This window comes from Erythrobacter sp. S227, from assembly GCF_057364925.1.
Window position 1 is genome coordinate 382,963 of record NZ_CP200280.1, and the last position, 15,142, is coordinate 398,104.

Annotated in this window: 12 protein-coding genes; 3 read left to right on the forward strand and 9 right to left on the reverse strand. The window is 56.6% G+C overall.

What is annotated here, in order from left to right; translation table 11 throughout:
* Position 1: 1 nt before the first annotated feature.
* Both AC0V6Q_RS01740 and AC0V6Q_RS01745 read right to left on the reverse strand, forming a co-directional pair.
* On the reverse strand, positions 2 to 1,540 hold the full coding sequence (locus AC0V6Q_RS01740; protein ID WP_486166719.1) for a spinster family MFS transporter: 1,539 nt from the start codon (positions 1,538 to 1,540) through the stop codon (positions 2 to 4).
* A gap of 190 nt (positions 1,541 to 1,730) precedes the next feature.
* Entirely contained in the window at positions 1,731 to 2,342 is a 612-nt protein-coding gene (locus AC0V6Q_RS01745; RefSeq protein WP_486166720.1) for a superoxide dismutase, read from the reverse strand.
* A gap of 191 nt (positions 2,343 to 2,533) precedes the next feature.
* Between AC0V6Q_RS01745 and AC0V6Q_RS01750 the strand changes: the two genes are divergently transcribed.
* On the forward strand, positions 2,534 to 2,815 hold the full coding sequence (locus AC0V6Q_RS01750) for a S24/S26 family peptidase (protein WP_486166721.1): 282 nt from the start codon (positions 2,534 to 2,536) through the stop codon (positions 2,813 to 2,815).
* Between the two features lie 7 nt (positions 2,816 to 2,822).
* Here the strand turns inward: AC0V6Q_RS01750 and AC0V6Q_RS01755 are convergent, their stop codons facing one another.
* A complete protein-coding gene (locus AC0V6Q_RS01755) occupies positions 2,823 to 4,316 on the reverse strand; it encodes a carotenoid oxygenase family protein (protein ID WP_486166722.1) in 1,494 nt (497 codons plus the stop codon).
* A 66-nt stretch (positions 4,317 to 4,382) separates the two neighbouring features.
* Entirely contained in the window at positions 4,383 to 5,549 is a 1,167-nt protein-coding gene (locus tag AC0V6Q_RS01760) for a glutathionylspermidine synthase family protein (RefSeq protein ID WP_486166723.1), read from the reverse strand.
* A gap of 178 nt (positions 5,550 to 5,727) precedes the next feature.
* Between AC0V6Q_RS01760 and AC0V6Q_RS01765 the strand changes: the two genes are divergently transcribed.
* Complete coding sequence (locus AC0V6Q_RS01765; protein ID WP_486166724.1) at positions 5,728 to 6,339, forward strand: DUF1190 domain-containing protein; 612 nt, start codon at positions 5,728 to 5,730, stop codon at positions 6,337 to 6,339.
* Between the two features lie 90 nt (positions 6,340 to 6,429).
* On the forward strand, positions 6,430 to 7,248 hold the full coding sequence (locus AC0V6Q_RS01770) for a universal stress protein (RefSeq protein WP_486166725.1): 819 nt from the start codon (positions 6,430 to 6,432) through the stop codon (positions 7,246 to 7,248).
* A gap of 53 nt (positions 7,249 to 7,301) precedes the next feature.
* On the opposite strand, the gene AC0V6Q_RS01775 is transcribed toward AC0V6Q_RS01770, so the two are convergent.
* The 5 genes from AC0V6Q_RS01775 to AC0V6Q_RS01795 form a co-directional block, all read right to left on the reverse strand.
* Positions 7,302 to 8,237 (reverse strand): acyl-CoA thioesterase, encoded by a 936-nt coding sequence (locus AC0V6Q_RS01775; RefSeq protein ID WP_486166726.1) that lies wholly within the window; start codon positions 8,235 to 8,237, stop codon positions 7,302 to 7,304.
* A 33-nt stretch (positions 8,238 to 8,270) separates the two neighbouring features.
* Positions 8,271 to 9,155, reverse strand: coding sequence for a cupin-like domain-containing protein (locus tag AC0V6Q_RS01780; RefSeq protein ID WP_486166727.1), 885 nt, complete (start codon positions 9,153 to 9,155; stop codon positions 8,271 to 8,273).
* Between the two features lie 3 nt (positions 9,156 to 9,158).
* Complete coding sequence (locus AC0V6Q_RS01785; protein WP_486166728.1) at positions 9,159 to 10,331, reverse strand: GNAT family N-acetyltransferase; 1,173 nt, start codon at positions 10,329 to 10,331, stop codon at positions 9,159 to 9,161.
* Positions 10,332 to 10,536: 205 nt separating this feature from the next.
* Positions 10,537 to 12,594, reverse strand: a complete 2,058-nt coding sequence (locus AC0V6Q_RS01790; protein WP_486166729.1) for an alpha/beta hydrolase family protein — start codon at positions 12,592 to 12,594, stop codon at positions 10,537 to 10,539.
* Positions 12,595 to 12,841: 247 nt separating this feature from the next.
* On the reverse strand, positions 12,842 to 14,965 hold the full coding sequence (locus AC0V6Q_RS01795) for a sodium-translocating pyrophosphatase (RefSeq protein WP_486166730.1): 2,124 nt from the start codon (positions 14,963 to 14,965) through the stop codon (positions 12,842 to 12,844).
* Positions 14,966 to 15,142 lie beyond the last annotated feature (177 nt).

The following is a 15,142-nucleotide window of genomic DNA, read 5'->3' on the forward strand; positions in this document are numbered from 1 at the left end:
CTTACGCTTCGTTCGCCACCATATCCTGTTGCAGTGTCCGGCCGGCGAGCAAGTAGTGCAGCGCTGCCCAGCCATAACCGCAAGACGCGATCACAATCGACCATTGAAGTCCGCTGGCATTGGCATCGGTACAGGCAGTAAAGCTTGCTGCATCACCGCCGGTCAGTGCGGCCTGAGCCTCGGGAGACATCGCGATCAACGGCTTACATGCTTCGAGCGTCAGCCCGAGGCCATAGCCATCAAGGAAGATGGTGTTGAGATAGGTCGATAGCCCTCCAACCACCAAGGGCCCAAGGCCATAACCCAGCAGGTTCACCACAAACAGGGTGATCGCAACCGAAGTCGCCCGCATTCGGCTGTCCACAACGCCGCCTGAAACCGCATACATTGGGCCGAGGTAGAAGTAGTGGATCATCGCAGCGAGCATCAGTGCAGGCATCGCAAACCAAAGATTGTCCGAGATAAACCCGAACGCATAAAGCGGAACGGAGGCCGTCATTCCCAGCGCGGGAAGCCATGAGAGCGCTTTGGGATAGCGTTTTGACATGCGGTCCGCGAGCCATCCAGATGTAAACACGCCAATCGCAGCCATAAGCCCCAAGATGATCCCGAACAGCAAGGATGCCTGTTGAATGGTGAGTCCATGGGTGCGGATGAGGAACGATGTGGTGAACTGGTTGACGCCATATCCCACGAACGAGGCCAGCATCGCGCCAAAGACCACATGGCGATAGGCGGGCTTTTTCATCAGCACTTTGAGCGCGTCGCCAAAGCTGACCTTTTCAAGTCCCTGAAGAGCGGCTGGATCGGTGTATCCGCGCGGTGGCTCTTTGATCGACCACCAGACCACAAAGCCGAGCAAAACGCCGGGAAGACCCACGAGCACGAAGGCGATGCGCCAGCCTTCGACCTGCGACCAGTCGAGATCACCAAACAGCGAGCCAAGTCCGAACGATCCAAGCCAAGCACCAAATGCGGCGCTGTCAATGCCGGCAAGTTGGCCACCCAAGACCGATGCCAACATGCCCCCCAAGGGTACGCCAAGTGCGTATGTCGAAACAGCTGTGGCGCGTTTGGAGGGTTGGAAATAGTCAGCAATCAGGGACTGCGCAGGCGGTGTGCAGCCCGCTTCACCAATGCTGACGCCGACCCGGAACAAAAACAGCATCAGGAAGGACGCTGCAAATCCGCAAAGCGCTGTAAACAGGCTCCAGATGATCACCGCGCCGCCAATAATGAGAACGCGGTTATAGCGTTCAGCGGCGCGCGCGATGGGAATGCCAAGGAAGGTGTAGAGCACCGCGAACGCCGGCCCGCCAAGCAGCCCCATCTGCCAATCTTCAAGCCCGAAGGAGAGCTTGATCGGTTCGGTCAGGATGTTGACGATGGTACGGTCGATGAAATTGAAAATATAGACCGTCAGAAGCGCGGCGAGCACATAGGCGCGGTAGCCGGGGGTTCCGAAGCCAGTGTTTGGAGCACCTGCCGGGGAGGCAGGGGCCGTGGCTGCTGAAGCCTGAGCCGCTGGAGCTTGTGTCAAAGTTGTTTCTCCCTGAACCCTTGCGGGCCGCGCTTTCGGGGAAGCGCTTTTCTCTTCTCGGGAGGCAACCTTCACCAATTCGGGGGAGAGGTAAAGCAGATTACAAGTTCGGGAGCGGGATTGGGGAAAAGAAAAGGCCCGGCCCGCGTATGTCGCGGACCGGGCCTTCAACTCTCAGGTGCCTGTTGGCTTACTTCGGATAGACCCAAGCAGTGCCGCGAGCGAGGTTTTCGCTGGCGAAAGCAAAGTTGAGCTTCCCGTCGACAACAGCGTCAAGGTAAGCAGGGCGCGCATTGCGGTGGTCGATGTAATAGGCGTGCTCCCACACGTCGATCGTCAGAAGCGGGTTGAAACCGCTGTCTGCAAGCGTGTCGCCATCGTGGGTTTCTTCGATCGAAAGTGCACCGTCTTTTTCGGCAAGCCATACCCAGCCGCTTGCAAAGTGGCCTGCGCCGCGCGCTTTCAACTGTGCCTTTAGCTCGTCCATTGAGCCGAAAGCTGCATCGATCTTGGCTGCAAGATCGGCAGAAGGCGCGGTTTCAGAGGCCGCCATCGAGTGCCAATAGAACGCGTGGTTCCACGTTTGTGCGGCGTTGTTGAACAGACCGGCGTTTGAACCGCGCGCATCGGCAACGACCGCTTCAAGTGCGGCATCGTCATGCGCGGTGCCTTCGATGGCTGCGTTCATTTTGTCGACGTAAGCCTTGTGGTGCTTCCCGTGGTGGAATGACAAAGTTTCTGCCGATACTGCGGGCGCAAGTGCGTCGTCGGCATAGGGAAGGTCGATTAGGTCGAAAGCCATGTTTGAAAGTCTCCTGAATTGAATTTGCCAATGAAAGAATTGGACGTTCCATTACCCAATGCTTGGCCCCGAGGAAAGTTGCAATTGATTGTATCAAATCGTGACAGTGGTTCGGAAGATTGTAATGAATTTGTAAAAATTGGACTTTGGGACTTTGCACGAATCTTTTTGTTAGCTTACGAACCCTACGCATGATCGGATACAAGATCGCCAAGGTGAGAGACAAAAGCATGGAGCCCCGGCTGCCCAAAGGCAGTTTGGTTCTGTTCAGGTCTAAAGTTCGTCCGAAACGGGGAGATACCGTTTTGGCGCTTCACCCTGAAATTGGCAAAGTCGTCCAGAAGGTCACCGCTATTGGCCGCAAGGGCGGCGTGCATCTCAGCGCTGAATGCAAGCGCGGAGATGAAGCGCAATCGGTCGGACGTGTGCCGCTTGAAGATGTTCTTGGCGTGATGGTGCGCCGGTTAGTCTAACCCGGGGCTAGGCTGCGGCTTGCTCCGCGCGGAATTGCGCATCCCTTTTTAGCTGCGAATGCTCTACCCATGCGGTGTGGACGCCGCTTGAAATCTTGTGGGGCAGACGTGCGCGGGCAATGGGCCCCTTGGTCACATCGCTTGCATCGAGGATCGCAAGCTGGGATTCACCAGAATTCTCGTCGATCAGGAATGTGACAAGATAGCCATCGTCTTCCGAAACCGCGCCTTTCCTCGGTACCATCGGGCTTTCGCTGGCGTAAACACCCTCGGGTAGCTCAAAAACCTGCTCTTCGCCTGTCTGCGTATCGTGGCGCACATAGCCGTTGAAAAGGAACCATCCGGGACGCGTTGTGGTGGACCAGATATAGCGGCTTTTCTTCATCAGATACGCCGGATTGATCATCCCGAACTCGACGATCTTCTCACACAAACGCTCTTCGCGGGTCTCGCCCGTCTTCAGGTTAAAGCGCCAGCGATGGAGACGCGACTGGAACGAGTGTTCGTCCACATAGGCCATCATATGACTGTATTCGCCCGCTTCTTCGAGCGGGTCGGGCATAGGTTTATCCTGATAGTATCCTTCGAGGACGACCTCATCACCTTCCTCATAGGCATTGGTCCAATGAAGGACATAGGTGGGAGATGCCTCAAACCAGCGGATGTCCTCTGGCTGGCCATAGCGCGGGATTAGAGCGAATCGCGTTGGCACACCGTCATGAATGCGCGCGGCGTGGATTTTGCGGTCCAGCAGCTTCTCATCCCAGTACAACGGCATATCGTTGAGGATCGACCAGTTTTTGGTGATCGCCATATCATGCGGCAGGCGCGGGCCGGGCAGGGGGATGGGCACGTAATGCGCAAGTTTTCCCGACCGGTCGACCACGCCGTAATGCATGTAGGGCGCATATTTGGAGTAGTTGAAGAACATCAGCTCGCCGGTTTCTTCATCGACCTTGGGATGCGCAGAAACGCCGTCCAACGGTCCCCACGACGCTTTGCCCAGATTCTCCAATGTCACAGGGTCCATCTGCCACGCTTCCCCGCATTGGTAGAGCGTAGCAAGAGCCACCCCTGCATGGACGATAATGTCGGTTGAGCCGGTGTCTTTAAGCCCCTCATGCGCGCCAAAGCCAGGGCGCTTCGATGTGCCATGCGGGTCCATAAGCCCGCCCCAAAGCGCGCCGCCTGTGATCTGTTCCTGATCAAAGCAATGTGTGCGGATGAAGCGGTTGCGATAGCTCGCGCGGCCAGCCGAGATATTGACCTGATGGACCATGCCATCGCCATCAAACGGGTGATGACGGCCAAGCGGTTGATGCACCGGATTTTCCGTGTTGCGCAGATAGATGCCGTCGATGTCAGCGGGAATCTCGCCCTCGATCATCTCGAGTTCTTCAACATCCACCTCTTCGTGAACCGGTGTCCATGGCCCGCTCAAATAAGGGTGATTGGATGGTTGAAGAGTGGTCTTTACCGGAGGCTGACGCGTGATTTGCATGGTTTTCTCCCGCTCGCATCCTAGCTTAGGGGAGAGCCATGACAAGTGGGCATAGCAAGGGCCGGATCACCCCATAATGATATGCGGCAAGAACCGGGCAAGATCGCGGGTGATAGGGCTTGCATCCTCGCGGATCGACATGCCCGCAGGGTCATCGCCGACAACCCAACTGCCGATGACCGCATGGTTGTCGCCAGAGCGTGCAATCGGCGCATAACCCTGAACAATGTGCCCTTCCGCGCCGTAGCCCTCCGATGGACCGACATGACTTGCCTCGCCGTCGAATAGGGCGATGTCTGCACCTTCACGGCTGAAGAAGGGTTTTGTGACATGGGGCTGTGCTTCCAATTCGCGCGCGCCCTCGGTCCCGGCGAAGAAGGCGGGCACCAGATTGCGATGGCCCTGGTGTTTTTCCCAAAGAAGCGGGAGGATCGCTTTGTTGGAAAGGATTGCCTTCCATAAAGGCTCGATAAAGTTGCACGACGAACCGGCCAGTTGCGCGGCGCTTTCCTCGACCATCATGTCTTCCCACGGGTAGAGCTTGAACAAAGCACCGATCCGGTACCCTTCAGGGTCGACAAATTCACCCTCGGTATCAATCGCGATCTTCTTGATATCGACAAACCGGGTTTCAAGCCCAGCTTGCCCCGCGACATCTTCGAAATAGGCAACCGTGGCGCGGTCCTCAACATGCGCCTCGACCGCAGAGAAATGACACAAGCTGCCCGGCGTTAGAATTTGCGCAAAGCGTTCAACCAATGCCTCGTGAAGGCGGTTGAACTGGTCGGTGGTGTCGGGAAGCTCACCCAGCTCGATCATGTCTTCGAGCCACTTCCACTGGAAGAAAGCGGTTTCATACACGGAAGTTGGCGTGTCGGCGTTAAACTCCAGCATCTTCGCCGGGCCGTCCCCTGTGTAGGCAAAATCAAACCGGCCATAAAGCGAGGCATCGCCGCGTTTCCAGGAATTGGCAATCGGGTCCCACATATCGCGCGGGATCGCGAGCCGCTCCATCATCTGTTGATCGTGGCAAGCATCATCGACAAGGCCCAAACACATGGCATAAAGCTCGGTCGTGGGGTCTTCGATCTCGTTCTCGACCTCTTCGAGAGTGAATTGCCAACAGGCGCGCTCATCCCAGTACAAGTCACCATCAACATGATGAAAAATAAAGCCATTGGCCGCTGCGATATCCTGCCAATTCGGTCTTTCCGGTAGCACTTTACGCAGCATTAAGCAGCCCTCTTCGTATCAATTTAGCCGATATCCACCTTACGATAACCTTTTTGGCTTAGGGGGGAATACTCGAGACAAAACTCGCAGGGGAAAGTGGTAAAAAATGGCTGCAAACCGTTCAAAGCGCTCATCGTCAGTACGGCTGACAACAATGGCGGCAGTAAGCTCTGGTGTAATGCTTAGCGCCTGCGGGGGCGATCCTGCGCCTGCTGCACAGGCGGCCGGTTCAGAAGGCCCGAAAGATGTCGAACTCCAAGTGTTCGAAAACGTCTTTGCCTGCGCCAAAGCCACCGGCAAAACCACCAAGGAATGCGAAGAGATGCGCGCGGACGCTCAAAAGATCGCCGCAAAAGATGCCCCGCGCTTTGAGGCCAAGGAAGATTGCGAAGCGGTCTATGGCCCGGGTCAATGCGTCCAGGACACGCCACCCGAAGAAGAGCAGACCTCTGGGCGCCGTTCGCACTATTCAGGCTTCATCGTCGCTTGGTTCTCATCCAAGAAAGATGGCAAAACAGGCCCGCTCTATAAAAGCACCGCAGGTGGATATCAGACCGCTAATGGCTCGCGCCTTGGGTATGGCGGCCAACCTGGCAAATATATGGCAGCAGGTCGCGCATTGGAGCGCGCCAAGAGCGTGCCCAAGGTAAAGCCTGCCTCGCAAATGGCGCGTGCCGCCGGCTTTGGTAAGCCAGGATACGGCAAGAAAGACGCCAACTTTGGTCGCAACAAGGCGAGTGGCGGCATGTTCGGCGGAAGCCGGTCCGCTGGCGGCAGCAAGGGCGGGTAATCCTCCACCAAAAATCGCGAGATTTGATCCTAGTCAATGTAGCGCTGCATTTTGCGTGTCTAATTGTCTCTCAATCAAGGGAGACAAGCGATGAAAAGCATTCTGTTGCATGTTGATGGAGATCAAGCATTCGAGGCGCGCATGCAGGTGGCGCTCGATCTGGCTCGGGCCGGAAACGGCCATATCACCTGTCTTCAAGCAGTAAGTTACGAGGTTTTTGCGCCCGGCGATTTCTACGGGAACGCGATGGCTGCGGCCATGCCTCGGATTAAAGAGGCGGCAGCTGAACTGCGCGCAAAGATTGAGAAAGACCTTTCCAATGAGGATGTCTCTTGGGAATGGCGCTTCCAATATGGCATGGCTGAAACCCGGCTCCTTGAGCAATCAGCGCTGCACGATATCATCCTTGTAGGGCCCAATGACATCGGCGAGGAGGCATCACGTTCGCCATCCTCGATGGTAGGGGAGCTTGCAATCAAGTCACCTGCGCCGGTGATGGTTGTCCCGGGCGATGCAAAGCGTCTCGATGTGAATGCTCCGGCTTTGGTTGCATGGAATGGATCGGCTGAGGCGTGTGTCGCATTGCGGGCCAGCGTTCCTTTAATTGCACATTCGAGCCAGGTGTTCCTTGCGACGGTGGCGGAACCCGATGAACAACAACGCTATGAATTCCCTGTGTCAGAAGCAGCCATGTACCTGGACCGGCACGGAATTTCCGCCGAAGTGGTGGAGATTCCGCGCGGCAAAGCCAACATCGCTGATACGCTTCTCAATGCCGCTGAAATGCGCGAATGCGGTGTGATGGTGATGGGCGCATATGGCCACTCACGCCTTGCCGAAATGCTGATGGGCGGCGTGACCCGAAGGATCCTCACAAATCCCAAATTGCCGGTGCTTTTGGCCCATTAATGCAATGCGGGCGTGTTGGAGTTATCCCTCCAGCACGCTTGCATTTCATTGGTTTAGCCGGGCTTCTTGACCCGCTTTCTGATCATTCCTTCCTGAGCCGCGCTGGCGATCAGTTCGCCGTCGCGGTTGAAGATGCGTCCCCGATTGAACCCGCGTCCCCCCGCTGACCATGGGCTGTCGGTTGCATACAGCAGCCACTCGTCAGCTTTGGCCTCTTTGTGGAACCATAAGGTGTGGTCAAGGCTTGCCCCGACCAATTCTCCGCGCATCCAAGACAGACCATGGGGCAAGGCACTGGTGCCAAGCAGCGTGTAGTCGCTGGCATAAGCGATGACGGCGCGGTGAAGGGCAGGATCATCGGGAAGCGCGCTTGCCGCTTTGAACCAGCTGTGAGCGCGCGGGTCCTTGGGTTCCGAATTCATCCAATGCAGCTTGTCGGTGGTGCGCATCTCGATCGGGCGAGGGCGAAGCGCGAGCGCGCGTTGGGCATCAGAGACCTTGTCGCCCATCATGTCGATCATGGCGCGCCTTGTTTCCAAATCGGTTTTGAGGCTTTCGGGATCTTCGACTTCCGGCATGGGAGCATCGAGATGCTCGAGCCCTTCCTCGGGGGTTTGAAAGCTTGCGGTAAGGTTGAGGATGGGTGTCGCGGTGCCATCCTCGTTCTCTTGTGAAGCAACAACCCGGCGATTGGAGAAGCTGCGCCCGTCAAAGTCGCGCTCGATCCGGTATTCGATGGGCAGTCCTTCGCGCCCGCCGCGAAGGAAATAGGCGTGGGCCGAATGGGCAATCTTGCTCTCGGGCACGCTTGCCTGCGCCGCCTGCAGGGCCTGCGCGATAACCTGCCCGCCGAACACGCGGCCAACGCCGCCTTTTTGCGGGGAACCAATATAGACGTCGGTCGCAGCTCTCCGGACGGTCAAGAGCTGAACAAGTTCATCAACGATGCGCCCATAATCAGGTTGGGCATGGTCGGGTGTATCAGTCATGGGGCGTCCCATGGGCTGGGCAAGCCCTTTGCGTCAAGCTTGAGTAAGCCCGATCTTGCGCAAGGCCTTGTAGGCAAGCGATTTACCGCGGTTGGCATGGGGCCAACGGCCAGTCGCCTTGGGTTGCAAGCCCATCTTGCGCAAAACAGAGTTGAAAGCGCGCGCCTCGCTCTCGCTATAGCTCCATTCGGAGCGCCACGTGATCGACAAGGAGATGCTGGCTTGCGGGCCGTTTCGAACAAAGTGCGGGGCCATAACAGGCACATAGACCGCATCACCCGGGCCAAGCGGGAATTCCCGCGCTTCGGCCATCAAACTGTCATCCCATTGAAGCTCGCGCGGGCCGCCTGTGTGATAGCTTTCATGGACATGATCAGGTGCAAAGCGCGGGTCGCCGGCGGGAAACTGTGTCATCACTTTCGAGCCGCGCAGCTGAAGCAGGATGTTGTGCTCCGGATCGAAGTGGTAAGGCGTCACCGCATTCGGGCTGGAGATGAAGATAAACCCTTGAGGCGTTAGCAGTTTGCCGGTCCTCGCTTCGATCTCGTCACGGATTTCATCCAGCAGATCAGACAACAGCGCCTTATAGGTATCGGCTTGCTCAATGTTTTTCAGCACCGCCCAGCTGTTGCTTTGCGCAATTGTGCGGATGGTGTCGCCAATCGACAGGCCGGTGGAACCTGGCTTTCCGTCCACTCCGATAGGCAGATCGCCGCGGTTGTATTCAATGCTGCTTTCGGACAGCTGCTCTGCCAATTGTGCAAGAGCATCAAGTTCGAGCAGAGGTTGCATGCCGAGATTGTGCCGAAGTGTATGGGGTCCTTCCGGATAAAGCGTTGAGAAGCTCTCTCTCGCGTCGTCACCAAAGACGTGAAGCTTGGCGGCTGCGTGATCATAGACTGACGAGTTGGCGTTCATGCCTTAGCTCCGTTCGCGTGTTTCATAGGCCATGAGCGCACGCGCAGTCAGGCGGCGAATGGATCCCCCGATGGCGATATTGCGACTGACAAATGAACGTTTCTCGCTCCATATCCGCTCGATCATCGAATGGCCTTGAACAGCGCAGCTGTCGGTCCATTCAATCCCTTCGCGCTTCAGCAATTCCAGGTTTTCAATCTGCAACAAGAGGCCGGGTGAAAAGCGCGCATAGTCTTCATCAAATGCGGTTTTGAAACTGTAAGCGCCCGGAGCCGTCAGGAAGTTCGCCAGCATCGCAATCGGCTTTCCGTCCAACTTCAGGGCAAGCCGTTCCAGCCTGCCCGCATTGGCGCTGCCGAACATTGTATCGGCAAAGAAGGCATAGCTTGCTTCATCAGACTTGAGGGCAGAGCCTGCCTCTCCCTTCCATCCCGCTGCCTCAAGCGTCAGGAACTGTTCGACCCATGCCTCTAGCCCCTGAGCACCTTCAAACCGTTCAAATTTAAGATCACCAAGCTCGCTCAGCCGCTTGTGCTGGCGGCGAAGCTCTTTGCGTTTTTTGGTGCTCATCGCCTGTGCGAGGTATTCGTCCGGGGAAAGGGTGGACGAGAGCATTGCCCGATCTTTTTTCTCGACAATCGCGCCCGGACGCCCGGTCTCAGACAAAATCTCTTCCAGCGCGATATTGAGCGCGCCTTTGGCCGGAAGAAGGGGTAAGTGCAGAAACAGTGCAGGGCCCGGCGTTTCGTCGAGCTCGTCCAGGAGCGCGCGCCAAAATTCCTTTTCATGCCCTTTTGCAACTAGCGGGCTTCCACAAAATGCGTTGCCGTGCAGCCATGTGCTCATGTGGGGCAGAGGGTTGCCGTAATAGTCGTTTGAGCGCGCCAAAGGCAAAATACCGGCGAGTTGCTCCCCGCTCCAATAGGTTGCAAGTGAACAATCTCTACCGCCTGCAAACTGTTCGAGAGATGGTGCGGCGAACCAGTCTTCGAAAAAGGGATTGGGCTCTGCAGGCAATGTCGCAAGCGCGCGCCATGCTTTGAGGAACGATGGTGACTGCGCGGATAATAGACCCGTCAGTCGCAGGTTTCCTTCGGGGACGATCGGGCCCTCTAATGATTCAGATATGGCCCGGCCAGTGGCCGCCTTTTCCAGATTCCGGGCCGCGAGTTCCATTGTTTCAATCCTCAACGCGCATCATTGAACAAATGCCGAGCACAGAGACTAAAGGGTGCGTTCACGTTAACGCTACAATTTGCTCCAATCTTGTCGAGCGTGGTTCACAGCGGGACAATCAGCGGGTCAAATACAAACAGCACAGACGAAAAAGGGGCGCAGACTTGCTCAAGCCCGCGCCCCTTATTTTCAGATAGTATCCGGATCAGTCGTTAAACGCGACCATTGCCGGAGGGGTATCTGCGTCACTGTCGATGTACGCTGGATTGTATTTTTGCATCCAGGCATTGGCTTCGTTGATCCACTCCATATGAACATCGTCATAGGGCAGATTGTGCGTGCCTTGTTCCTGAACCACGTAACGGAAGTCTTCGCCTTCCACCTTGCCAGCACCGCGCAGGGCCGAGACGAGAGTTTCGGCCTGTTCCATCGGGATACGTGCGTCTTCTTTAGCTGCTACAATCAGGATCGGCGACCAGTCGCCTTCAGGATTACGAGCAGGCGAAATCGCGACAGGATCGTCAGACGTTGCCTGGAAACCGCTGCTGAACCGGCCAAGGTTGCGCGCATCCCATTGGTTCATAAGTGGCATGTCATAGACACCGGCGCCAGCTACAGCGCACTTCCACACATCGGCATCACGCTGAGCGCCGCGTGCCGCGGCGTAGCCGCCATACGACCAACCCATGATGCAGGCGCGGTCTGCGTCAATCACGCCTTTTTCTGCAAAGGCGGTGACCGCATCGTTGAGATCATCCTGCATGCGTTTGCCATAGCCGCCAGGTTGACGGCCGAGTTTGACGAACTCCTTACCATAACCGCCAGAACCACGATAATTGGGCTGAATGACGACATAGCCTTGTTCGGCGAGAGCCTGATGCCAAGGGAAAAATCCGATTCCAACCGTATCATAGACCCCGAACGGGCCACCATGCGGCATCACTACGACCGGAAGGTTCTTCTGCCCTTCGCGGTGGCGAGGATAGGTCACGACCGCCTGAATTCGCACACCATCGCTTGCGGTGTACCATTCGGCTGTCATCGGGTTTGCGGGCAGATCCTTGAGATGGGTTTTCTCCCAGTTCAGAAGGTTGAGAGCGCCCGTTTTGGTGTCAAACAGGAAATATCCGGGAAATTTGTCGACGCCGCCGACATAAACGACAAACTTCGAAAGGTCGGAGGTGTAGTCGACGATCTGCACTGATGACCCTTCAAACACTTCGCGAAGCATCGTCTTGACGGTTTTCATATCCGGATCTGTGTAAACCGTCTTGGCACCGCCGTCGAAAACCCGGTAACCTAGGACCCTGTCACGGTCATCGTTGAGGATCAGGCCTTCGACATCATAGCCTTCGGTATCAAACACCTTCTCGACAATATCGAGGGTCGTCATATCCATCTTGTAGACGGCACTTTCGCCCTCGTGGTTCGAGATGGTGTAAACCATATTGGTGCCAGGGATATACATTGACGGGTTAGGAGCGCTTTCGGTGAAAGTCTCATCCGCTTCGTTGAAGACGGTTTTGAGATTGCGCTCACCCTCGGCCTTAAACAACACACGCACTTTGCCGGTGTCGCTATCGTACATGGATGCCGAACGCACTTGTCCCTGACCATCAACGCTCCAATCGCGAACGACCGGGTTCGGGCGCTGTACAGTCTTAAACTTGCCGGTCCTCACGTCGACTTCGACAACCTCTGGGTTATCGTTGCGTGATCGCACTTCTTGCAACGCAAAACGCTGAAGCAGGTATTTGCCGTTTTCGTGATCGATGTATTTGATAGTGGTCGCATTGCCGCCCGCGCGTTCCCATGCCTGTTGGGTAAACTCTCCAGAATTCACATCATAGGCGATCAAACGGCCGATATCGCCCAATTGACCATTGAAATTCTCGCGGCTGAAAGTGGTGATGACGATGTGCTCGTTTCCGACCCAGCGATAGCTGACCATCCGGCGCTCGCCCGCTTCGCGCGCTTCGCTAGACGCAAGAACCGGTTTGAGCTCATTGGTCTCCATATTGAGAGTGACGAGATAAGACTGGCCATTCACCGCCGCGGTGTAGGCGAGGCGCTTGCCATCGGGTGAAATGCGCACGGTGCGCATATTGGGTTGTTTGACAAACTCACCGGCAGGGATGCGCTGCTCGGCCAAGTTTGCAGTTTGTTGAGCCTGCACGGCCATTGGCGCTGTGGCAGGCATGACGCCTATCGCAGCTGCAACGATGGCAATACTAGTGGCTGAACGGAGAAGAGTAGTTTTCATTGTGCGACCTCAGTGTTCCTCAAGGTAGAATTTCCAATGGGAAAGGACCTGAAGAAAGCACAATAAGAGGCATGCTCTGAATAGAGCATGGATCAATGTATTGCTAACGGCTCAGTCCCTTGAACCCGATGGGGTGTAGCCTAATCACGATCTCCTTCATCGCAAGAAAAAAAGCCGCCCGGTCCACCGCTTTTGAAAAGCAAATGTCCCGGGCGGCGCAATTTTTCGCCAATAATGGCTGTATTTGTTAGTGCGCGCCGCCAGCAAGAGCCGCGAGCAGAAGCAGTGCCACGATGTTCGTGATCTTGATCATCGGGTTCACAGCAGGACCTGCGGTGTCCTTGTAAGGATCGCCCACAGTGTCGCCGGTCACAGCCGCTTTGTGAGCTTCTGAGCCCTTGCCGCCGTGATTGCCGTCTTCGATGTACTTCTTCGCATTGTCCCATGCGCCGCCGCCAGCGGTCATGGAAAGCGCGACGAACAGACCGCCCACGATCACACCGAGAAGCAGAGCGCCAAGCGCTGCAAAGGCGTTGTCCTGGCCTGCAAGGAAGAAGATCACGAAGTAGGTTACAATCGGTGCCAGCACTGGAAGCAGTGAGGGCACGATCATTTCCTTGATCGCGGCCTTGGTCACAAGGTCAACCGTGCGCGCATAATCTGGACGGCTGGTGCCGGCCATGATGCCCGGATCGTTTGCGAACTGGTCACGCACATCGACAACCACGTCACCCGCAGCACGGCCCACAGCGGTCATGCCCATCGCACCAAACAGGTACGGGAGCAGCGCGCCGAGCAGAAGCCCGACGATGACATATGGGTTTTCAAGGCTGAAATTGACGTTCGCATCAGGGAAGAAGAGGCGAAGGTCAGCGGTGTAGGCAGCAAACAGCACGAGCGCTGCAAGGCCTGCCGAACCGATGGCATAGCCCTTGGTCACAGCCTTTGTTGTGTTGCCCACAGCATCGAGAAGGTCGGTCTTTTCACGAACGCTAGCGTCGAGCTCGGCCATCTCGGCGATACCGCCAGCGTTGTCGGTCACCGGACCATACGCATCAAGCGCCACAACCATGCCAGCAAGCGCGAGCATTGCAGTTGCACCGAACGCGAGGCCGATAAGGCCTGCAAGTTGGTACGCACCGATGATCGCTGCGATGATGACGATGGTCGGCAACGCGGTCGATTCAAGGCTGATTGCAAGACCCTGGATCACGTTGGTGCCGTGGCCCGTTTCCGATGCCTTGGCGATTGAGCGCACCGGACGATAGTTCGTGCCGGTGTAATACTCGGTGATCCAGATGATTATGCCGGTCAGCGCCAAGCCGATGAGCGAGCAATAGAACAGGGCCCTGCCAGTGAACTCGATACCGCTTGGACCTGCGCCCAATACGGTGTTCATATCTGCGCCAACCGTGCCAAGGGCATGCGCTGTTGCAAACCAGATCAACGGAATCGCCAGAACGGCTGTCACGATGAAGCCTTTGTACATCGCGCCCATGACATTCGTCCCATTGCCGAGGCGGACAAAGTACGTGCCGATGATCGAGGTAACGATACAAGCGCCGCCGATCAGAAGTGGCAATGCCATCATCGGCAGGAGCATCTCGCCCAATTGCTCGGCGAAGAGCAGGGCGGTCAGAACCATCGTTGCACCAACGGTCACAACGTAAGTCTCGAAAAGGTCAGCGGCCATGCCGGCGCAATCGCCCACGTTGTCGCCCACGTTATCGGCGATTGTCGCCGGGTTACGGGGGTCATCCTCCGGGATCGAGGCTTCGACTTTACCGACTAAGTCAGCGCCAACGTCTGCGGCCTTGGTAAAGATACCGCCGCCAAGACGCGCGAAGATCGATATCAGCGATGCCCCAAAGGCCAGACCAACAAGACCGTCAATGACGATCCGGTCGTTAGGCGCAAGCTGCATCGGTCCAACCAGCACGTAGAAGAACACTGCGATTGCAAGCAGAGCAAGCCCAGCCACCAGCATACCGGTGATCGCGCCCGCGCGGAAAGCGATCGTCAGGCCCTCTTGAAGGCCTTTCTCAGCCGCAGCAGCCGTGCGAACATTTGAACGCACCGAGATGTTCATCCCGATGTAGCCCGCAACGCCCGACAATACCGCGCCGATGATAAAGCCGACCGCTGGCACAACGCCAAGGAAAAAGCCCACAATGACCGCTGCGACCACACCAACGATACCGATCGTCGTGTATTGACGGTTGAGGTAGGCTTGAGCGCCTTCTTGAATGGCGCCTGCAATCTCTTGCATTTTTTCGTTACCGGCGCTGGCACCCAGCACCTGGCGGCTGGTGACGATGCCGTACACGACGGCAAGAAGTCCCAGCCCAATTGATATGAGAATTAAGTCCACGAAGAATCCCCTCTCCAAAGCGTGGAAAACATGCGCAATGGCGGGGTCTGCTGTTGTTCTGTCTCGTTACAGATCCCTTGCGCCGAGGCCCGTCAACTTATCGGGAGAATGCGCCGACACAAGTGGGAATGCGCGTGTGCAGTGGGAAACTTCAAGTTTTTGCAATTTGCCTTGCAG